The 22,222-nt window shown below is 42.4% G+C and carries 19 protein-coding genes; 8 read left to right on the top strand and 11 right to left on the bottom strand.

Annotation, left to right across the window (positions count from 1 at the left end; all coding sequences use genetic code 11):
* Positions 1 to 107: 107 nt before the first annotated feature.
* From ACTCNA_RS05175 to ACTCNA_RS05185, 3 genes are all read left to right on the top strand, one after another.
* Entirely contained in the window at positions 108 to 1,046 is a 939-nt protein-coding gene (locus ACTCNA_RS05175; protein ID WP_462946835.1) for a glucosaminidase domain-containing protein, read from the top strand.
* 39 nt (positions 1,047 to 1,085) lie between these two features.
* A complete protein-coding gene (locus ACTCNA_RS05180) occupies positions 1,086 to 1,757 on the top strand; it encodes a DUF2459 domain-containing protein (RefSeq protein ID WP_462946836.1) in 672 nt (223 codons plus the stop codon).
* A gap of 96 nt (positions 1,758 to 1,853) precedes the next feature.
* A complete protein-coding gene (locus ACTCNA_RS05185) occupies positions 1,854 to 2,780 on the top strand; it encodes a Ppx/GppA phosphatase family protein (RefSeq protein WP_462946837.1) in 927 nt (308 codons plus the stop codon).
* A gap of 530 nt (positions 2,781 to 3,310) precedes the next feature.
* On the opposite strand, the gene ACTCNA_RS05190 is transcribed toward ACTCNA_RS05185, so the two are convergent.
* The gene (locus ACTCNA_RS05190) at positions 3,311 to 4,687 is read right to left on the bottom strand and encodes an FAD-dependent oxidoreductase (protein ID WP_462946838.1); all 1,377 of its coding nucleotides are present in this window, start codon (positions 4,685 to 4,687) and stop codon (positions 3,311 to 3,313) included.
* A 352-nt stretch (positions 4,688 to 5,039) separates the two neighbouring features.
* Between ACTCNA_RS05190 and ACTCNA_RS05195 the strand changes: the two genes are divergently transcribed.
* From ACTCNA_RS05195 to cysK, 5 genes are all read left to right on the top strand, one after another.
* Entirely contained in the window at positions 5,040 to 5,270 is a 231-nt protein-coding gene (locus ACTCNA_RS05195; RefSeq protein WP_462946839.1) for a DUF4492 domain-containing protein, read from the top strand.
* A gap of 5 nt (positions 5,271 to 5,275) precedes the next feature.
* Positions 5,276 to 6,832: a cytochrome ubiquinol oxidase subunit I gene (locus ACTCNA_RS05200; RefSeq protein ID WP_462946840.1), complete on the top strand. Its 1,557-nt coding sequence runs from the start codon at positions 5,276 to 5,278 to the stop codon at positions 6,830 to 6,832.
* Positions 6,833 to 6,850: 18 nt separating this feature from the next.
* Positions 6,851 to 7,981, top strand: coding sequence for a cytochrome d ubiquinol oxidase subunit II (cydB, locus tag ACTCNA_RS05205; protein WP_462946841.1), 1,131 nt, complete (start codon positions 6,851 to 6,853; stop codon positions 7,979 to 7,981).
* Positions 7,982 to 8,090: 109 nt separating this feature from the next.
* Positions 8,091 to 8,219 (top strand): hypothetical protein, encoded by a 129-nt coding sequence (locus tag ACTCNA_RS05210; RefSeq protein WP_462946842.1) that lies wholly within the window; start codon positions 8,091 to 8,093, stop codon positions 8,217 to 8,219.
* Positions 8,220 to 8,437: 218 nt separating this feature from the next.
* Positions 8,438 to 9,349, top strand: a complete 912-nt coding sequence (gene cysK / locus ACTCNA_RS05215; RefSeq protein WP_462946843.1) for a cysteine synthase A — start codon at positions 8,438 to 8,440, stop codon at positions 9,347 to 9,349.
* A gap of 54 nt (positions 9,350 to 9,403) precedes the next feature.
* Here the strand turns inward: cysK and ACTCNA_RS05220 are convergent, their stop codons facing one another.
* The 10 genes from ACTCNA_RS05220 to tuf all read right to left on the bottom strand — a co-directional run bounded on the left by ACTCNA_RS05220 (position 9,404) and on the right by tuf (position 22,191).
* A complete protein-coding gene (locus tag ACTCNA_RS05220; protein ID WP_462946844.1) occupies positions 9,404 to 9,730 on the bottom strand; it encodes a DUF3467 domain-containing protein in 327 nt (108 codons plus the stop codon).
* A gap of 11 nt (positions 9,731 to 9,741) precedes the next feature.
* Positions 9,742 to 14,004: a DNA-directed RNA polymerase subunit beta' gene (gene rpoC / locus ACTCNA_RS05225; protein WP_462946845.1), complete on the bottom strand. Its 4,263-nt coding sequence runs from the start codon at positions 14,002 to 14,004 to the stop codon at positions 9,742 to 9,744.
* Positions 14,005 to 14,054: 50 nt separating this feature from the next.
* Positions 14,055 to 17,867 carry a DNA-directed RNA polymerase subunit beta gene (rpoB, locus tag ACTCNA_RS05230; protein WP_462946846.1) on the bottom strand — a complete coding sequence of 1,271 codons (3,813 nt, stop codon included), beginning with the start codon at positions 17,865 to 17,867 and terminating at the stop codon, positions 14,055 to 14,057.
* A gap of 108 nt (positions 17,868 to 17,975) precedes the next feature.
* Positions 17,976 to 18,356, bottom strand: coding sequence for a 50S ribosomal protein L7/L12 (gene rplL, locus ACTCNA_RS05235; protein WP_073166157.1), 381 nt, complete (start codon positions 18,354 to 18,356; stop codon positions 17,976 to 17,978).
* A gap of 34 nt (positions 18,357 to 18,390) precedes the next feature.
* A complete protein-coding gene (rplJ, locus tag ACTCNA_RS05240; protein WP_462946847.1) occupies positions 18,391 to 18,909 on the bottom strand; it encodes a 50S ribosomal protein L10 in 519 nt (172 codons plus the stop codon).
* A 2-nt stretch (positions 18,910 to 18,911) separates the two neighbouring features.
* Positions 18,912 to 19,619 carry a 50S ribosomal protein L1 gene (gene rplA / locus ACTCNA_RS05245; protein WP_462946848.1) on the bottom strand — a complete coding sequence of 236 codons (708 nt, stop codon included), beginning with the start codon at positions 19,617 to 19,619 and terminating at the stop codon, positions 18,912 to 18,914.
* Between the two features lie 16 nt (positions 19,620 to 19,635).
* The gene (gene rplK / locus ACTCNA_RS05250) at positions 19,636 to 20,079 is read right to left on the bottom strand and encodes a 50S ribosomal protein L11 (protein ID WP_462946849.1); all 444 of its coding nucleotides are present in this window, start codon (positions 20,077 to 20,079) and stop codon (positions 19,636 to 19,638) included.
* Between the two features lie 21 nt (positions 20,080 to 20,100).
* Positions 20,101 to 20,649, bottom strand: a complete 549-nt coding sequence (gene nusG / locus ACTCNA_RS05255) for a transcription termination/antitermination protein NusG (protein ID WP_462946850.1) — start codon at positions 20,647 to 20,649, stop codon at positions 20,101 to 20,103.
* A 19-nt stretch (positions 20,650 to 20,668) separates the two neighbouring features.
* Positions 20,669 to 20,860: a preprotein translocase subunit SecE gene (secE, locus tag ACTCNA_RS05260; protein ID WP_073166605.1), complete on the bottom strand. Its 192-nt coding sequence runs from the start codon at positions 20,858 to 20,860 to the stop codon at positions 20,669 to 20,671.
* A gap of 143 nt (positions 20,861 to 21,003) precedes the next feature.
* Entirely contained in the window at positions 21,004 to 22,191 is a 1,188-nt protein-coding gene (gene tuf / locus ACTCNA_RS05265) for an elongation factor Tu (RefSeq protein WP_462946851.1), read from the bottom strand.
* Positions 22,192 to 22,222 lie beyond the last annotated feature (31 nt).

Here is a 22,222-nt window from a genome sequence, read left to right on the forward strand (position 1 = left end):
GAAGTTATAAGCGTAATTCACGTTGAACTGTTCATAAAAAATTTCAATTATCATAAAAAAAATGGCAGAAGAAATTATTTTTAACGCAAAATCTGAAACAACAAAGAATGAGACATATACTTCTATTTATATTAATTATTAGTGCCGCACTTACTGCTTACCCGCAATTTTCAAGACAGCAGTATATCAGTAAATATCAATTGCTTGCCATTGAAGAAATGGGCCGCAGCGGGATTCCGGCAAGTATAAAAATGGCGCAGGCTGTTTTGGAGTCGGAAAACGGGAACAGCGAACTTTCGCGGAAATCGAATAATCATTTTGGCATTAAATGCAAGCGGAACTGGAAGGGCGGAAAAGTTTACTACGACGATGATGCAAGAGGAGAATGTTTCCGGAAATACAAGTCGGTTGAAGATTCATACATCGATCACTCCAATTTTTTGATGTCGAACCCACGCTATGCTTTCCTTTTTGAACTGGCACCCGACGATTATGTGGGCTGGGCCAAAGGATTGAAACAGGCCGGCTATGCCACGGCACGCGACTACGACAAGCGCCTGATTAAAATTATTGAAGACAATAAGCTTTACCGTCTCGATTACAAGGAGAGTTTCAGCCCGCTTTTGGCCTACAACGAAAACAGGCCACTCAACGAGGGGATGAACTCCGGTGTTACCATCAATCCTTTTCAGGCGCACGAAATAGTTGAAATAAACGGACTGGAAGCTGTAATTGCCCAGAAAGGCGATACTTACGAAATTATTGCCCAGGAACTGGACATGAAACCCTGGCAGCTATACAAATTTAACGACTGCGCCGAAGGTTACCGCCCGCAACCGCGCGAGGTTATTTACATTGAACGAAAAGACCGGAGAACATCAAAAGATCAGCTCACCCACACCGTTTCGGCAGGCGAAACCATGCACTTTATTTCACAAAGGTATGGCATCAGGCTGAAACCTCTTTACCGCCGCAACCGCATGGATTTTGGCGACCAGCCTTCAACCGGAGAGGTAATTAATTTACGGAAACGAAAACGGAAATAAACAATCAACGGTTCTACTCCATTTTTTTATCTTTAAAACATGGCGTGGAATAGCAGGAATATCAAAAAATGGTTCAATCCATTAAAAAATGGATTGACAGTGCTGATTTGGTTACCAGTGCTTTACTTTGCCGCTGCCCTGCTGCTTTCATTTTTGCCCACCCACCCGCCTGAACAAAACTGCCGCCCCGAACACAAAATTTTTGTTTCAACCAATGGCGTTCATCTCGACATTATTCTGTCCGTTGAAAATATTGCCCCTGATTTGCGTTCACAGTTGCAGTTAGCTGCCGTCACCCGGTTTGTTGCGTTTGGCTGGGGCGACAAGGAATTTTATATAAAAACCCCCGAGTGGTCGGACCTGACTTTTCCGGTTGCATTCAGGGCACTGTTCCTGAAAACGGAAACGGCCATGCATGTTACCTCACTTGGCCGCTCATTTAACGGCTGGAAGGAAGTAGAAATCTGCAAAGGGCAACTCCACGCGCTAAACAGTTACATCAATTCTTCCTTTAAAAAAAACGAAACCGGCGAATTGAAAAAACTCGATTTCGCGGGCTACACAAGCCACGATGATTTTTATGAAGCCAACGGAAATTTTACTGTTTTTCGCACCTGCAACGTTTGGGCAAATAATGCATTGAAAGAAACCGAAATCAAAACATCGGTGTGGTCGCCATTCGATTTTGGAGTACTACATCATTTGCCCTGATTTTTCAAATTCCCGAATTTCATTTTAGTCCGAAAAAAATTGAATTCTATTGAATCGGAATTTTAAAATATGCATCCAATTTCATAAATTTACTTTATGCGAGTTGCTGTAATCGATTTAGGAACCAACACTTGTAACCTGCTGGTGGCAGAAATAAAAAATCGTGCATTCACCATTCTTCACCAGAGCAAGCGACTGGTTCAGCTGGGCGACGGCAAAATTCAAAAAAATGAAATCAGCAGTGAAGCAACCACACGGGTTCTGGAATGCCTCGGGGTTTTCAAAAAAATAATTTCAGAATTACATGCCGATAAAGTACGAATTGTGGCAACTTCGGGCATCCGCGATGCAAAAAACAAAATTGAGCTGCTTGAAAATATCAGTTCTCAAACCGGCTGGGTTACCAAAATTGTTACAGGCGAAAACGAGGCGCAGCTAATTTTTGAAGGTGTATTGCTGGCATTTGAAAAAATAAACGCCCCAACTATTGTTCTCGATATCGGGGGCGGCAGCAACGAAATCATTATGGCCGAAAAAAACCAGCTAACCTGGAAAGAAAGCCAACCAACCGGCATGGCACGGGTAATCAACCAGTTTTCACTTTCAAATCCATTAAAACCAGAAGAAATTAAAACACTTGAAAATTACTTTACCACCCGGCACGCAACTGCAATTGAAAACTGCAAAAAACGGAGTGTGCAATGGTTAATTGGCTGTGCCGGTGCTTTTGATACCATTGCCGACCTCATCGATAAAGTAAACCCGGGCGAAAAACAGCGGATACGGCAGGAAATTTCACTTCCCGATTTCAACCGGGTTTATGACAGGTTAGTACCATCTACCCGCGAAGAACGCCTAAAAATGAAGGGAATGGACAGTGTGCGAATCGACTTGATTGTTCCGGCCATGATACTTATCCGGCAACTTATTTCAGCCATTGGAATCAGGCGAATCATTCAAACCGATTATGCACTGCGTGAAGGCGTGTTGTACGAATTTATGAATACCCCAAAGCTTTACTAAAACTTACTGTTGTGTATTTTCCCTCAGCGCAGCAAACCTTCTGCAATTAAAAACAGCATCATAAAAAGGTAAAGAAAGTTGAGCTGATAAAATGCCTGAAGCACCTTAAAATTCTCCTTGAAAATAACTGAGCGGCTGAGTGAAACCATCAGATACAGCACATAGGCAAGCAGAATAAACAACAGAATACGGCTGGTAAAAATAGTATTAGTGCGCCTGTGCGATTAATCCTCTTAAACAAAATGTCTCTCATAAAAAACATACCCCCTTCAAAAAATAACCAAACTCATTCAAACTTTCTCTCTAAAATATTTTAACCCGAATAATTCATGAAAAGTTCAGGCAAACAAGATGTGTTTCACAATAAACCATTTTATAGAATGTTGTTGAGGATTTAAGAAAAATAGAAAAGAAAACCGATAACAGTCAATGCTGCCATCACCACAAACATTAAGATGTCTATCACAATATTAACTTTTTGGCGTATTACCGGTTTCATTTTTAACATACTAAGGCAGATGAAAAATTTATTATTTTCTTGCTGTAAACATAATTTTCGATGCGGCATTTTCGGCTGCTTTCACCAGCGGATACCCTGCAGGAGAGGCTGTAAGCAACGGATGTGTACCAAATTGTGCTGTTAGCAGTGAATTCAGCGTCATTTTATTCTGAACGATAATTCCCAGCGTATTGGTTAATTCGCCTGCCGAAAGGCCGCCATACACTTCGCCGCCCAAAATTACTCCGGCTTCTTTTCCAACCACAAGTTTTACAAACTGTTTATGAGCACCCTCCAAAGAACCGGGATGCCGGTCGATGCCTTCGAAAGTACCTGTTATAAAATCGAAATTCTCGGCTGCTGCCTGGGTTTCGGTAATGCCTGCAACGCCAAATCCTGTTTCGCCAATTGCAGTTGAAAAAATTGAAATGGTGCCAATAAATGTTTTAATGGCCGACAGTTTAAACAGGTTCATTCCGGCAATACGAGCCTCGGCACATGCTGTTGATGCCAGCATAACAGGCGAAGGTTTGCGGGTAAAAAAGTCACGTTTTTCAGCACAATCGCCCACGGCAAAAACGCTGGAATCTTCCGTGCGCATGTAATCGTCAACTTTTATAAAACCTCTTTTACTAACAGGAAGACCGGCTTCTCCGGCCAGTTTTGAGTTGGGCTGGTAGCCCACTGCCAAAATTACAGCATCAGCTTCAATTTTTTGTCCATCATCGAGCAGCACACCGTCGGCTTTTCCATTCCCGGTAATTTCCGAAACAAGCGTTCCGGTTAAAATTTTCACTCCCCTTTCAGTGAGTAAACTTTCAGCTCTTTCCGAAATGTCTTTATCGAAAGCCATGCCCAAAATGTTTGGCAATTTTTCTACCATTGTAATATTTTTGCCGGCTTTTCGGAGTTCGTCTGAAATTTCGATACCAATAAATCCGGCCCCAATAGTTACAATATTTTTGGCATCCTTCAGTTTCGAGTGCATTTCATCGAGGTAGGTTTTATTTTTGGGAACTTTGAAAACATTTTCCATGTCGGCTCCTTTCAGCCAGCCGGGCTGTATTGGAGTAGAGCCTGTGCCAATAACCAGTTTATCGTAAGCAATCAAGCTTCCCGATTTAAACCGCACATTTTTTTCTTTCAAATTAATCTCCAGGGCTTCATCCACGACCATCTCTATACCATTGGACTCAAACATTTTATCCGCCGGGAGGATATCATTATCAGAACTTCCCACCGAACCAAAAATATAAGGAATTCCGCACGGGATGAGTGTTTTGGAATTTTGGGTTGTTACGGTAAATTTTTTATCAGGATAAACTCTTTTTCCGGTTAGTGCCGCTACCAAACCTGCCGCACTGCTTCCAATAACCAAAACATCGGTTTGTGTTTCTTTGTTGCTCATTTCAACTATTTTTAAAATTTAAATAAACTTAATCTCATTTCAATAACAAATTTAACGAACAAATGATTAATTATGAAACTTGTAGCTAAATATTTTTCAAGCCAGACGAGAAAGGAAATATAACTTTTAATATTTGGGAAAGAAGCATTATGAAAAAGTTACATCCGGTAACAGAATCTCGAAATTGTCAATTTTGCTGTAAAACATATTTCTGTTTGAACACTGACAACTAATTTATGGAATATTGAAAGCACTGTTTTCAGTTTTCAGTTTTTTATTTAATTTCAAACCTTGAAAAAGTGCGATACCATCAACTGCTGATAATGTAAGTTCAAAAAGCTATTTATTACAAATGGACAATAAAAAAGGGAATATTTTACTGCGCGTCTGGAGATTCTATTTAAGCGGGTTTAAAAATATGAGCAACTGGGGCAGGCAGGTTTGGATAATTATACTTATCAAACTGTTTATCATGTTTGCCATTCTGAAAATTTTCTTTTTCCCTGATTTTCTGAACACAAATTTTGAAACAGACCAGGAAAGAAGTGACTATGTACTTGAAATATTAACAGAACCAAAATAATTGAAATGGTTGAAATTGCAGATTTATCATTAGTAAACTGGTCGAGGGCACAATTTGCACTCACGGCCATGTACCACTGGTTATTTGTGCCACTCACCCTGGGGATAACCTTTATAATCGCGTTTATGGAAACGCTGTATGTAAAAACGGGCAACGAGGAGTGGAAACGGATAACCAAATTCTGGATGACCCTGTTCGGCATTAACTTTGCCATTGGGGTGGCCACAGGAATTATTCTTGAATTTGAATTTGGCACCAACTGGTCGAATTACTCTTGGTTTGTAGGCGACATTTTTGGTGCGCCGCTGGCTATCGAAGGCATTTTTGCCTTTTTCATGGAATCCACGTTCATCGCCATCATGTTTTTTGGCTGGAACAAAGTGAGCAAAAAAACGCACCTGCTGGCCTCCTGGTTAACCGCCATCGGGGCCAACATGTCGGCCTTGTGGATACTGGTTGCCAACGGCTGGATGCAAAACCCCGTGGGCATGGTTTTCAACCCCGAAACTGCCCGTAACGAAATGGAAAGTTTCTGGGATATCCTGTTCTCGCAGGTTGCAGTTGACAAATGGCTGCATGCCACCTCATCGGGGTTTGTGCTGGCTTCAATTTTTGTTATTGGTGTTTCGGCCTGGTATATCCTTAAAAAGCGCGAAATTATTCTGGCCAAAAAGAGTATTCTTATCGCCGCGGTTTTCGGCCTCATTTCGTCGGTTTACCTGGTACTGACCGGCGACAACTCAACCCGTACCATTGCCAACGACCAACCCATGAAATTTGCGGCAATAGAGGGATTGTACAATGGTTCCGAAGGGGCCGGGCTGGTGGCAATCGGACTATTTTCATCGACCGAAACCGACCCGGACAATGAAAACCTGAAAGACTTTGCCATGAAGATTGAAATTCCGAATTTCCTTTCATACATGGCTTTTCTCGACTGGAACGCATTTGTTCCCGGGGTTAATGATTTAATCGACGGCAATGAGAAATACGGCTACATGTCGGCAAATGAAAAGATTGAACGCGGGAAAGTGGCCATTGGAAAACTGTCAGATTTTAAAGAGGCCAAAAAAGCGAAGAACGAAGAACTGGCCAATTCACTAAAAGCCGAACTGACCAGTGCCGACTTTCAGGAAAATTACTTTAAATATTTCGGCTACGGCTATTTTGAAGATGTGAACGATTTAATACCCAATATACCACTCACTTTCTACAGCTTTCGCCTGATGGTTGGCCTTGGATTTATGTTTGTGCTGCTGTTTGCATTGTCGCTGTTTTACCTCATAAAAGGTCAATTAACTGAAAAACGGTGGTTCTTGCGGCTTGCTGTCATTGCCATTCCGCTGGCATACCTTGCCAGCCAGGCCGGCTGGATTGTTGCAGAAGTTGGCCGCCAACCCTGGGTAGTGCAGGATTTGATGCCTACAATGGCCGGTGTTACCCGGATTAGTGCAGGCTCGGTGCAGGTAACTTTCTGGCTTTTTGCTGCGCTTTTTACAGTTTTGCTCATTGCCGAGCTGAAAATCATGTTCCGTCAAATTAAAATTGGTCCGAAACACTAAAAAAGGAGGAAACAAATTATGTTCGAAAATTTATCATACTTAGCATTGCAACAATACTGGTGGGTAATCATTTCAGTACTGGGGGCGCTCTTTGTTTTCCTCACTTTTGTTCAGGGAGGACAAACATTGATTTACAGGATAGGAAAAACCGAAAACGAAAAGTCCATTTTGCTCAACACCCTGGGCCGGAAATGGGAATTTACCTTTACCACGCTGGTTACGTTTGGCGGCGCTCTTTTTGCTTCATTCCCGCTTTTTTATGCCACCAGTTTTGGCGGGGCATACTGGGTTTGGCTGCTCATCCTGGCAGCCTTTATCATACAGGCAGTGGCTTATGAGTTCCGGAAAAAACCGGCCAACTTCCTGGGTGCAAAAACCTACGAAATCTTTCTGATTATCAACGGCTTGCTGGGCACCATTTTAATAGGAACAGCAGTGGGCACCTTTTTTAACGGCGCACAGTTTTCACTGAACGACATGAACCAGGTAATTTGGCAAACGCCCTTCCGTGGTTTGGAAGCCGTTTTAACTTTTCACAATGTGGCACTTGGTCTATCGGTCTTTTTTCTGGCCCGGGTGCTTGGCCTCTTGTATTTTATTTTCACCGTTGACCATGATCTTATTGTTGCCCGTTCGCAAAAACAACTTTTTTTATCTGGCTCCACATTTCTGATTTTCTTTCTGTACTTCCTGGTATGGCTGCTGCTGAAAGAGGGGTTTGCCGTAAATCCGGAAACGGGCGAGGTTTTCATGGAAAAATACAAATACATGCACAACCTGCTGCAAATGCCGGTAATTGCGGTTATTTTACTCGTTGGCATTGCAGGTGTTCTCTGGGGAATCATCTCCACCATGTTCAAGCACAGCACCAAAGGTTTTTGGTTTGCCGGCTCGGGAACTGTGCTCACTGTTTTTGCCCTGTTTATAGTGGCCGGATTCAACAACACGGCATTTTACCCATCGGCTTACGATTTGCAGTCGTCGTTAACCATACAAAACGCGTCGTCAAGCAAATTTACATTAACTGCCTTGAGCTACGTTTCGTTAATGATTCCGTTTGTGCTGGCGTATATTATCTACTTTTGGCGCGCCATGAACCGGAAAAAAATTACAGAACAGGAAATTAAAGAAGAATCGCATGTATATTAAAGGAAATTCCAAATGTCAAAATCCAAATTACAATGGCTGATTGTTTGAGGATTGAAAATTGTTTACTGGAATTTAATTTTGTTATTTGAATATTGAAAATTGAAAAAATATGTACACTACACCAATTTTATGGATGCTGAGCTGGCCTGTTATCATAGTAATTTCTTACTATGCAGTAAAATGGGCCGTAAAAAAATACGGCGCAAAACTGGAAAATGAAGAGGAGCTAAAGGAATAAAAACTAACTTTTTTGCCACTTCTTATTTAGAAGTAATAAAAATTACATATATTGCCGCCAATATGATGAACACCTTGTGTAATATTACTTGTTACTGTTTCCGGAAAACCGGGAAGGTGTTGATTGTATAATAAATTGAAATTCAATTATTAATTATATGAACGAAGGCCTTCCCTGAAAATGGGAAGGCTTTTTTTTAACCGTTTAAAAAGAAAATTATGAAGGCAAACAACATTTTAGAAACCATTGGCAACACGCCTCATGTAAAAATGAACCGTATTTTTCCTTCCGGTTATGAAGTGTGGGTAAAAGTTGAAAAGTTCAATCCCGGCGGGAGCATAAAAGACAGAATTGCCCTGTCGATGATTGAAGATGCTGAAAAGAAGGGATTGTTGAAACCGGGGTCTGTAATTATTGAGCCCACCTCGGGCAATACCGGAATTGGCCTGGCACTGGTTGCGGCAGTTAAAGGGTACCGGCTCATCCTTACCATGCCCGAGTCGATGACAATAGAACGCCGCCAGGTATTGATGGCGCTAGGTGCCGAACTGAAACTCACCCCGAAGGAAAAAGGGATGAAAGGCTCTATGGCCAAAGCTGAAGAACTGGCCGCTGAAATCAAAGATTCCTGGATTCCTTCGCAATTTACAAATCCGGCAAACATTGATGCCCACCGTAAAAAAACAGCCAAAGAAATTATTGATGATTTCCCGGAAGGAATCGATTATTTGATTACCGGAGTAGGAACAGGAGGCCATATCAGCGGGGTGGCCGAAGTGCTGAAAAAAGAGTTCCCAAAGCTGAAAGTGCTGGCTGTTGAGCCCTCCGACAGCCCGGTGATTGGAGGAGGAGAGCCCGGACCGCACCAGATACAGGGCATTGGCCCCGGTTTTTTACCTGATACCCTGATTAAAGACCTGCTGGATGGCACGGTGGAAATATCAAAGGAAGAAGCTTTTGAATACGCCAGGAAAGCAGCGAGAGAGGAAGGCCTGTTTGTAGGTATTTCCTCAGGGGCATCATTGGCTGCCGTGGCTAAAAAAATTAAGGAATTGCCGGCAGGTTCACGAATACTCACTTTCAGTTATGACCTGGGAGAAAGGTACCTCTCGGTTGATGGGTTGTACTAACCAAAAGAGGGAGTTCATTTTTTGAACTCCCTCTTTTTATAATTCTTTTAAAAATTATGCCTGAGCTGTTGGCCCGCCAAAATTCATTGGCGGCACGGATGGATCGGATCCGGGTTTTAAGTTTTTAATTGGCCCGTGCAGCGATTCAAACTTTTTAATGTTATCCTGCAGCGCCATCAGCAACCGTTTGGCATGTTCCGGGGTAAGAATTACCCTCGATTTTACATTTGCCTTCGGAACACCCGGCATTATCCGTACAAAGTCAACCACAAATTCTGAACTGGAGTGTGTTATAACTGCAAGGTTAGAGTAAATACCCTGTGCAACGTCTTCACTCAGTTCAATATTCAATTGCTGTTGTTTTTGTTTTTTCTCATCCATAATAATTGTACTTAATCATTTTTTCTTGTATCCACCAACCTGTCGTATTCTTCTTTTGAGCCCACAATCAGGTTTTTGTATTCTTTCAGTCCGGTACCAGCCGGAATGAGGTGGCCACAAATCACATTTTCTTTCAACCCGTCGAGATAATCGGTTTTACCGTTAATCGCTGCTTCGTTCAGTACTTTTGTGGTTTCCTGGAACGATGCGGCTGACAACCAGCTGCGCGTTTGCAGCGCTGCTTTGGTAATTCCCTGCAGATTCTGACTTGATGTTGCAGGGATGGCATCCCTTGCTTCAACCAGTTTTTTATCTTTTCTCCTGAGTTGCGAATTTTCATCTCTGAGCCTGCGGGCCGAAATAATCTGGCCTGCTTTCAATCCTTCAGCTTCACCGGGTTCAACGATGACCTTCTTATTCCATATCCAGTCGTTTTCAGAAACAAATTCGTTTTTGTCAACAACCTGTTTTTCAAGGAACCGAGTATCACCCGGGTCTTCGATAGTTACCTTCCGCATCATCTGGCGGATAATCACTTCAAAGTGCTTATCGTTAATTTTTACCCCCTGCATGCGGTACACATCCTGAACTTCATTAAGAATGTATTCCTGAACAGCAGTAGGACCTTTAATACTCAGAATATCGGAAGGAGTGGTAGCACCGTCGGATAACTTAGTACCAGCCCTGATGTAGTCGTTTTCCTGTACCAGTATCTGTTTTGAAAGCGGAACGAGGTATTTCTTGACATCACCACCTTTCGAGGTAATGATAATTTCGCGGTTACCACGCTTGATTTTACCCAGTGAAACCTCTCCGTCGATTTCGGAAACCACGGCGGGGTTGGATGGGTTACGTGCTTCGAAAAGCTCGGTTACACGTGGCAGACCACCAGTGATATCGCCTGCTTTTCCGGCAGCTCGTGGTATTTTCACGAGAACTTCACCAGCTTTCACCTCTTGCCCCTGCGACACAGCAATATGGCCACCTACAGGTAAGTTGTAGGAACGGATCATCGATCCGTCTTTGTCCATAATTTTCAGTGTCGGGTTCTTTGTTTTATCTTTTGTTTCGATAATTACTTTTTCGCTGTAACCGGTTTGTTCGTCCGATTCTTCGCGGTAAGTAATTCCATCGATCAGGTTCTCAAACTCAATTTTACCATCAAACTCGGTAATAATTACACCATTGAACGGGTCCCACTCACAAATAAGTTTTCCTTTCCTTATCTCCTCGCCATTTTTCACATACAGTTTTGAACCATACGGTATGGTATGTGTTGACAACGGAATCCGGGTATTCTTGTCAATAATTTTGAGTTCGGCCAAACGGCTCACTACAATATCAACAGGGTTGCCATCTTCAGATTTCTTTTCTACTGCCCGCAGCTCTTCAATTTCTGCATACCCGTCGTAACGGGCTTCAACAGTAGATTGTGCTGAAATGTTCCCTGCAATACCTCCAACGTGGAACGTACGGAGTGTAAGCTGTGTACCCGGCTCACCAATTGACTGGGCGGCAATTACACCAACAGATTCTCCCTTCTGAACCAGGTTGCCGGTAGCCAGGTTTCTGCCGTAACATTTCGAGCAAACCCCTACTTTTGATTCGCAGGTGAGTACTGAACGAATTTCCACGCTCTCAATCGGCGATACATCAATAGCAGCAGCTACTTCTTCAGTAATGGTGTCGCCCGATTTTACAATTAAATCGCCATTCAACGGATGGAAAATATCGTGAACAGAAGTCCTTCCAACAATACGTTCGTAGAGCGAGGCAACAACTTCTTCGTTGTTTTTAATTGCAGTAGCAACCAATCCGCGCAGTGTTCCGCAGTCTTCTTCCGAAATAATTACATCTTGCGAAACATCAACCAAACGACGGGTAAGATAACCGGCATCAGCTGTTTTCAGTGCGGTATCAGCAAGTCCTTTACGGGCACCGTGTGTTGAGATAAAATATTCAAGTACCGACAACCCTTCTTTAAAGTTTGCCAGAATCGGGTTTTCAATAATTTGCGAACCCGTTGAGCCGGATTTTTGTGGCTTGGCCATCAATCCCCTCATTCCGCACAGCTGCCTGATCTGTTCTTTCGAACCACGGGCACCTGAGTCGAGCATCATATAAATAGAGTTGAAACCTTGTTTGTCAGCACTAATGGTTTTCATTACCGAGTTGGTAAGTTTCGAGTTGGCATGTGTCCAGATATCAATTACCTGGTTATAGCGCTCGTTGTTGGTAATAAATCCCATGTTGTAGTTGTTGATGATTTCTTCAACTTCCTGATAACCATTGCCAACAATTGTTTCTTTATCTTCGGGAATAATAACATCGTCGAGGTTAAACGACAAGCCACCTCTGTAAGCCATGTTGTAACCCAGGTCCTTGATTGCATCGAGAAAAGTTACGGTTTCAGCATTTCCACATTTCTTGAAAACATCGGCAATAATAGTCCTCAACGACTTTTTGGTAAGCAGCTGGTTAATGTATCCTGCTTTGATCGGAACATATTCATTAAAAATAACACGTCCTACCGAAGTTTCAATAATGTGTTTAAAAATCTCACCGTTTTCATCGATGTCTTCCACTTTCACTTTGATGATAGCATGGAGGTCGATAGCTCTTTCTTCATAAGCAATCATCACCTCTTCGGGCGAATAAAAAGTCATTCCTTCCCCTTTCGAACCTTCACGTGGTTTGGTCATGTAGTACAAACCAAGAACCATATCCTGCGACGGGACCTGAATAGGTGCTCCGTTTGCAGGGTTCATCAGGTTATGCGATGCAAGCATCAGCAGTTGTGCTTCCAGTATGGCAGCATTGCCCAACGGAAGGTGAACAGCCATTTGGTCACCGTCGAAATCGGCATTAAACCCGGTACAAACCAGCGGGTGCAACTGAATTGCCTTACCCTCAATCAAAACAGGCTGGAATGCCTGAATTGACAACCGGTGCAATGTGGGCGCACGGTTTAGCATTACCGGATGACCTTTCAATACATTTTCCAGAATTTCCCAAACTACGGGGTCTTTCCGGTCAACTATTTTTTTAGCTGATTTAACGGTTTTTACAATGCCTCTTTCAATCAATTTCCGGATAATGAAAGGCTTGTACAACTCAGCGGCCATGTCTTTTGGCAAACCACATTCGTGTACTTTCAATTTTGGCCCCACCACAATTACTGAACGTGCAGAATAGTCAACACGTTTACCCAGCAGGTTTTGGCGGAAGCGGCCTTGTTTCCCTTTCAAACTGTCGGAAAGTGATTTCAGGGCACGGTTATTTTCCGTTTTTACAGCATTCGATTTTCTTGAGTTATCGAATAACGAATCAACAGCTTCCTGTAGCATTCGTTTTTCGTTTCTAAGGATTACCTCGGGCGCTTTAATCTCGATTAACCTTTTCAAACGGTTGTTACGTATAATTACCCGGCGATAAAGGTCATTCAAATCAGATGTGGCAAACCTTCCGCCATCGAGCGGGACCAGTGGCCTCAAATCGGGAGGAATAACAGGAACAACTCTTACAATCATCCATTCCGGGCGATTGAGGTTTTTACTTGCCCTGAATGCTTCCACAACCTGAAGACGTTTCAATGCTTCGTTTTTACGTTGCTGAGAAGTTTCGGTGTTGGCTTTGTGCCTCAAAGTAAAAGACAAATCATCCAAATCGATTCTGCTCAGAATTTCGTAAAGCGCCTCAGCTCCCATTTTAGCGATGAATTTATTCGGGTCTTCATCGTTGAGCATGTGGTTATCTTTCGGGAGGGTATCCACAATATCGAGGTACTCTTCTTCTGTTAAAAAGTCGAGCTGTTTTACCCCGTCTTCTGCTTTTACCCCCGCATTTATTACAACGTAACGTTCGTAATAAATAATTGAATCGAGCTTTTTGGTTGGGAGACCAAGTAAATAGCCTATTTTATTCGGCAACGAACGGAAGTACCAAATATGAGCCACCGGCACAACCAGTGCAATGTGCCCCATGCGTTCGCGACGAACTTTTTTCTCTGTAACTTCAACACCACAGCGGTCGCAAACGATTCCTTTGTACCGGATACGTTTGTATTTCCCGCAATGACATTCGTAATCTTTGACAGGGCCAAAAATACGCTCGCAAAACAAGCCGTCCCGTTCGGGTTTGTAAGTTCTGTAGTTTATTGTTTCGGGTTTCAAAACTTCGCCGAATGACCGTTCCAGAATTTCTTCCGGTGAAGCCAGACTGATCGAAATTTTTGAGAAACCACCTTTTGCTTTGTTATCTTTTCTGAATGCCATAATTTGAATTAAAAATCATTATAACAGAACCAATAAAATGAAGATGAAATTTATTCCATCTTAATACTGAGGCCCAGGCCTCTCAATTCGTGCAACAGTACGTTGAGCGATTCAGGAATTCCAGGTTGGGGCATCGGTTCTCCTTTAACAATTGTTTCGTAAGCTTTTGCCCTTCCCATAACATCGTCCGACTTAACGGTAAGGATTTCCTGAAGAATATGAGAAGCACCAAATGCTTCGAGTGCCCATACCTCCATTTCACCAAAACGCTGGCCACCAAACTGCGCTTTACCACCCAACGGTTGCTGGGTAATAAGTGAGTATGGACCAATAGAACGGGCATGCATTTTATCTTCAACCATGTGCCCCAGTTTCATCATGTAAATCACACCAACTGTAGCATGCTGGTCGAACGGCTCACCGGATTCACCATCATAAAGCACTGTTTTTCCGAAACGTGGAACTTTGGCTTTATCGGTATATTCTGTAATTTCTTCCAGTGTGGCACCATCGAAAACCGGGGTTGCAAATTTAACGCCCAATTCTTTTCCGGCCCATCCCAGAACAGTTTCATAAATCTGTCCGAGGTTCATCCTTGAAGGCACACCAAGCGGGTTGAGTACAATATCAACAGGAGTACCATCCGCAAGGAAAGGCATATCTTCCTGGCGTACCAGGCGCGATACAATACCTTTGTTCCCGTGGCGTCCGGCCATTTTATCACCAATTTGAAGTTTGCGTTTTTTGGCAATAAATATTTTGGCCAGCTGAATGATTCCTGCAGGAAGCTCATCACCAATTGTGACATTATATCTTTCGCGGCGTGCGATTGCTTCTGCTTCCTTGTGCTTCATGATGTAGTTATTGATCACCCTGAAAATCAATTCGTTTTTCTGCTTGTCGGTTGTCCATTTTGATGGGTCAACTGACAGGTAATCAATTTCCTGAAGCTGTTTCAGGGTAAACTTAACCCCTTTGGGAATTATCTCGGTACCGAAATAATCTTTAACACCCTGCGAGGTTTTCCCGCTTACGAGTGTGAATAATTTATCTTCGAGGCGGCCACGCAAAGCGGCAATTTCGCTGTCTAATTTTTCGTCAATCTGATCGAGAAGTGCCTTGGTAGCTGTTTTGCCCTTTTTATCTTTTGCAACTCTCGAGAACAATTTTTTGTCGATAACAACACCTGAAAGTGATGGAGAAGCTTTAAGCGATGCATCTTTCACATCGCCGGCTTTGTCGCCAAAAATAGCCCTCAGCAGTTTTTCCTCGGGTGAAGGATCCGATTCTCCTTTAGGGGTAATTTTGCCGATGAGAATATCACCCGGCTTAACATTTGCCCCAATGCGAATAAGACCGTTTTCATCGAGGTTTTTAGTTGCTTCTTCGCTTACGTTCGGAATGTCAGAAGTAAATTCTTCCAATCCTCTTTTTGTATCGCGAACCTCAAGGCTGTACTCATCAACATGAACGGATGTAAATACATCTTCGCGGACAATGCGTTCTGAAATAACAATCGCATCCTCGAAGTTGTATCCCTGCCAGGGCATAAATGCAACCATCAGGTTGCGGCCCAGCGCCAGTTCGCCTTTTTCTGTGGCATAACCTTCGGATAAAATCTGACCTTTTGTAATCCGTTCGCCTTTTTCTACAATCGGTTTTAAATCGACAGTAGTTCCCTGGTTTGTTTTGGCATATTTCTGCAATTCGTAAGTAACAACTTCCGGGTCGAAACTAACAAAACGATCATCGTCGGTTACATCGTAACGAACAATAATCTGTGTGGCATCAACATACTCAATCACCCCGTCGAACTCGGCTTTTATAAGTACCTGTGAGTCGGATGCAGCCCTTCCTTCCAAACCTGTTCCCACAATAGGAGATTCAGGTCTCAGGAGCGGAACTGCCTGGCGCATCATGTTCGATCCCATTAATGCACGGTTGGCATCATCGTGTTCCAGGAATGTAATTAACGAAGCTGCAACCGAAGCAATCTGGTTCGGTCCAACATCCATCAGGTTAACTTCTTCCTTGTCAATTAATGGATAGTCACCGTCGAGCCTGGATTTTACTTTCTGATTCAGGAAATAGCCATCTGCATCGATAGGCGCATTTGCCTGTGCAATTATCTGGCCTTCTTCCTCTTCTGCTGTTAAATAAACAGCTCCTTCTTCCGAAAGGTCAACTTTACCGTTTTCAACTTTACGGTAGGGTGTAGAAATAAATCCAAGGTCTGTAATTTTTGCAAACACGCATAATGAAGAGATCAAACCAATGTTTGGTCCTTCAGGTGTTTCAATCGGACACAGTCTTCCGTAGTGTGTATAGTGCACATCGCGAACCTCGAAACCTGCCCTTTCGCGCGACAAACCGCCTGGTCCAAGTGCCGACATACGGCGCTTGTGGGTCATCTCTGCCAACGGGTTGGTTTGATCCATGAATTGAGACAGTGCGTTGGTCCCAAAAAATGAATTAATAACCGAGGAAAGCGTTTTTGAATTGATCAAATCAATTGGAGTAAAAACCTCGTTGTCGCGAACATTCATTCGCTCACGAATTGTACGTGCCATGCGTGCCAACCCAATGCCAAACTGGTTGTACATTTGTTCGCCCACAGTACGCACACGGCGGTTACTCAGGTGGTCGATGTCATCTACATCGGTTTTTGAATTCACCAACTGAATCAGATACCTGATAATTTCAATGATATCCTGTTTGGTCAAAACCCGGTTTTCAGCCTCAACTTCGAGGCCTAATTTTTTATTAATCCGGTAACGGCCAACTTCTCCGAGATCGTATCTTTTATCGGAGAAAAAGAGTTTATCGATGACATCCCTGGCAGTGGCTTCATCAGGTGGTTCTGCGTTTCGCAGTTGCCTGTAGATGTGAAGCACCGCTTCTTTTTCAGAGTTACAGGGGTCTTTTTGCAATGTATTGTAAATAATTGCATAATCCTGTTGCCTCTGATCATCTTTATGAAGCAAGATGGTTTTTACACCTGATTCGAGAATATCTTCAATATGATCTTCTTCAAGGATTGTTTCCCGGTCGATAATTACCTCGTTACGTTCAATTGAAACTACCTCGCCGGTGTCTTCGTCCACAAAGTCTTCAACCCACGATTTAAGTACGCGGGCAGCAAGTTTGCGGCCAATAACTTTTTTCAATCCGGTTTTCGAAACTTTTACTTCATCGGCAAGATTGAATATTTCAAGAATATCCTTATCGCTTTCGTAGCCGATTGCACGTAAAAGAGTAGTAACAGGCAATTTCTTTTTACGGTCGATGTATGCAAACATGACACTGTTAATGTCGGTTGCAAACTCAATCCATGAACCTTTAAACGGGATAATACGTGCCGAGTACAGTTTTGTACCGTTGGCGTGTAAACTCTGACCAAAGAATACCCCCGGTGAGCGGTGCAACTGCGATACAATAACCCTTTCGGCACCATTAACAATGAAGGTACCTCTTTCGGTCATGTATGGCACTGTTCCCAGATAAACATCCTGCACTACCGTATCGAAATCTTCGTGTTCCGGGTCGGTACAGTATAACTTAAGCTTTGCCTTTACAGGCACGCTGAAGGTTAAACCACGTTCAATACACTCGCTAATAGTGTATCGGGGCGGATCGACCTGATAGTCGAGAAACTCGAGTACAAAATTATTACGTGTATCGCTAATCGGGAAGTTTTCCTCGAATACACGTGACAATCCTTCCTCCTTCCGCTTTTCGGGTGTGGTGTTTAACTGGAAAAAATCCTTAAATGATTTAATTTGTACTTCTAAAAAGTCAGGGTAATCAAACCTGGTTTGCGTTGAGGAAAAATTAATCCTCTCGTTTTTTGTATTTACTGACATGTATTTATACAGGTTAATTATATAAAATATAAATACACAAAAAGGTTTAGAATCCTGCTGTGCAAGATTCTAAACCATACAACCTCTTTTAAAAGGTCTGATTGCGAATTATTTAACTTCAACTTCGGCTCCTGCTTCTTCCAATTGACTCTTAAGGGCTTCTGCCTCATCTTTGGAAACTTTTTCTTTAATTGCTTTTGGAGCTTCATCAACAACTGCTTTGGCTTCTTTGAGGCCAAGACCAGTTAATTCTTTCACGAGCTTAACTACTGCTAATTTTGACTGACCAGCTGCTTTCAATACAACATCAAATTCGGTTTGTTCTTCAGCGGCTTCGCCTTCTCCACCACCTGCTGCCGGGCCTGCAACTGCAACTGCGGCTGCGGCTGGCTCAATTCCGTACTCCTCTTTAAGGATATCAGCTAATTCGTTAACCTCTTTAACAGTCAAGTTTACTAACTCTTCTGCAAGTTGTTTTAAATCTGCCATTTTTATTTACTTTATAAAATTTATTTCTAAAAAACTATTCTTTTTCTTTCAGTGTTTCAAGAACACCGTGTATTGTATCACCACCTGATTGTAATTGCGAAAGCAATGTTTTCATTGGTGATTGTAATAAGGAAACCACATCGGCAATAAGTTCGTCTTTCGACTTCACAGAAACGAGTGCGTCGAGCTGATTTTCACCGAGATAAATTGACTCCTCGACAAATGCTGCTTTGAGCAGTGGTTTGTCGTGCTTTTTCCTGAAATCTTTAATCAGTTTTGCAGGAGCATTTCCGGTTTCAGTGAACATTACTGTAGTGTTTCCTCTAAGCGCGTCGTAAAGCTCTTCTGCATTTTTCTCCGAATTTTCGAGTGCTTTACGAAGTAGTGTATTTTTTGCAACAACCAGTTTTACTTCTTGGTTAAAACATAGTCTCCTCAAATTACTGGTATCTTCAGCATTCAGGCCACTAATGTCAGTTAAGTAAAAATGGCTGTACGAGTTGATCTGCTCTTGCAGGTCATTGATAATTACTTCTTTTTCTGTACGTTTCATTTTTACTCCGCTTTTATAGTCACAACTGACTTGGGTTCAACTTTAATACCAGGGCTCATAGTACTGGAAAGAAAAATACTTCTGATATAAGTACCTTTTGCTGCTGTTGGTTTAAGTTTGTTAATGGTACTGATAAACTCAATGGCATTTTCTTTAATCTTTTCCGGAGAAAAGGAAACTTTACCAATTGTAGTGTGAACAATACCAAATTTATCGACTTTAAAATCAATTTTCCCCTGTTTAACTTCTGACACAGCTTTACCAATATCCATTGTTACTGTACCACTTTTGGGGTTAGGCATTAAACCGCGTGGGCCTAATACACGTCCCAGCTGGCCAACTTTGCCCATAACCGGGGGCATGGTAATTACCACGTCAACATCAGTCCAGCCTCCTTTGATTTTATCGATATAATCATCTAAACCAACATAATCAGCTCCTGCTTGTTTGGCTTCCTCCTCTTTATCGGGGGTAACCAAAGCCAGCACTTTAATCTCTTTTCCAGTCCCATGGGGTAACGAAACTACGCCTCTAACCATCTGGTTAGCTTTTCTTGGGTCAACTCCCAACCGAATATCCAAATCAACTGAAGCATCGAATTTGGTAAATGCAATTTCCTTCACCAGTTTTGAGGCTTCGTCAATCGCGTAAGTTTTCGATCTGTCGAGTTTATCAAGAGAAGCTTTTTTATTCTTCGTAATTCTGCCCATCTTAAAAAAATTTAATTTAATTTTTGAATGGTGCTTTACCTTTTACGGTAATTCCCATACTTCTGGCAGTTCCAGCTACCATTTTCATTGCCGATTCAACAGTAAAACAATTCAAGTCAGCCATTTTTCCTTCGGCTACATCGCGAACCTGATCCCAGGTTACGGCAGCTACTTTGTTGACTTGAGGCTCCGGAGAACCTTTTTTGATTTTTGCTGATTCGAGCAATTGTACAGCTACGGGAGGTTGTTTTATAATGAAATCAAATGATTTATCGCTGTAAACAGTAATAATTACCGGGAGTAATTTACCGGCCTGGTCTTGTGTACGACCGTTAAACTGTTTACAAAACTGCATTATATTAACTCCCTTGGCACCTAATGCTGGTCCCACCGGTGGTGACGGGTTTGCCGCTCCACCTTTAATCTGTAATTTAATTAATCCAGCAACTTCTTTCGCCATAATAAAATTAATAATGCGTTACTATTCCTTCTCAACTTGCATAAAGCTAAGTTCCAAAGGCGTTTTACGTCCAAAAATCTTCACCATTACCTGCAGCTTTTTCTTCTCTTCATTGATTTCTTCAATGGTTCCGTTAAAGCCGCTGAATGGTCCGTCGATAACTTTTACGGTTTCTCCAACAACAAAAGGAATATTCAGTTCCTCACCAGTTTCGGCAAGTTCATCAACTCGACCTAAAATTCTATTCACTTCGTTTTGCCTCATAGGAACCGGATCTCCACCTTTGGTGTCACCAAGAAATCCAATTACATTGGGAATATTTCTAAGCAGGTGTGTAACTTCACCCGCTAACGAAGCTTCAATGAGAACGTATCCCGGGAAAAAGTTTCGCTCTTTGCTGACTTTTTTCCCGTTCCGGATTTGATAAACCTTTTCAGTTGGTATTAAAACCTGTTCAACAAAACCCTTCAGATCTCCATTAGCGATTTCGTTATCGATATATTCTTTTACTTTTTTCTCCTTACCACCAATAGCTCGAAGAACATACCATTTTTTTGTATTCTCGCTCATTTTGACCTACAGGTTTCTATTAATAAAATAATCCATAAATAAAATCCATTATGTTCCTGAATGACAAATCCATAACGAATATCAAGAGTGATATAATAAAGGAAGCAACCATTACAACCAATGCGCTGTTTTGCAGCTCTTTCCAAGTAGGCCATGTAACTTTATGAATGAGTTCATTATAGGCCTCTTGCAAGTATATTTTTAGTTTCATATTATACTCTTCGTCTTTTGTACGGAAGGTAAGACTCGAACTTACAACATTTTTCACTCCCAACAGAATGAGTTTCTTCCGTGAACAATCCCGGGCTATAACTGCCCGGGACTATTATTTTTTATTTCTGCGATTGTAACAGATTATTCCAATATTTCGGTAACCTGACCAGCACCAACTGTACGGCCACCTTCGCGGATTGCAAAACGCAAACCAATGTTCAGGGCTACCGGGTAAATCAGTTCCACTTCAATTGAAACGTTATCACCAGGCATAACCATTTCACGACCCTCGGGCAAGTGAATTTCCCCGGTTACGTCAAGTGTACGCAGGTAGAACTGTGGGCGGTATTTGTTATGGAATGGAGTATGACGCCCACCTTCTTCTTTTTTCAATACATACACCTCTGCTTTAAATTTGGTATGAGGAGTGATTGAACCAGGTTTTGCCAAAATCTGCCCGCGTTTAATTTCTTTTTTGTCAACACCACGGAGCAGCAAACCAACGTTGTCTCCGGCTTGTCCTTCGTCGAGGATTTTACGGAACATCTCAACACCGGTACATACTGTTTTGCGTCCTTCTGCTCCAAGGCCAATCAACTGAAGTTCGTCACCGGTGTGAACAACGCCTGTTTCGATACGACCTGTGGCAACTGTTCCACGACCTGTGATTGAGAATACATCTTCAACAGGCATCAGGAACGGCTTATCAACTTCACGCTCAGGAAGTGGAATCCAGGTGTCAACGGCATCCATCAGTTCCATAATTTTATCTTCCCATTCGGGTTCGCCATTCATTGCACCAAGAGCAGAACCACGGATAACAGGGGTGTTTTCACCGTCGAATTCATAGAAATCGAGCAATTCGCGAATTTCCATTTCAACCAGTTCCAGTAATTCTTCGTCGTCAACCATGTCCACTTTGTTCATGAAAACAACTACTCTAGGAACGTTTACCTGACGTGCCAAAAGGATATGCTCACGTGTTTGCGGCATAGGACCGTCTGTAGCAGCAACTACAATAATTGCACCGTCCATCTGGGCAGCACCAGTTACCATGTTTTTCACATAGTCGGCGTGACCAGGGCAGTCAACGTGTGCATAGTGACGAGTTGCAGTTTGATACTCTACGTGTGCTGTGTTGATTGTAATACCCCTTTCTTTTTCTTCGGGTGCATTATCAATTGAATCAAATGATTTGATTTCGGAAAGGCCTTTCTTGGCCAATACCATTGTAATAGCAGCAGTAAGGGTAGTTTTACCATGGTCAACGTGACCTATAGTCCCTATATTGACATGATCTTTGTCCCTTTTAAATGTTTCTTTAGCCATAACTCCAAAATTTTAATTATTATCTAAATTA

The sequence above is a fragment of the Tangfeifania sp. genome, from assembly GCF_055108615.1.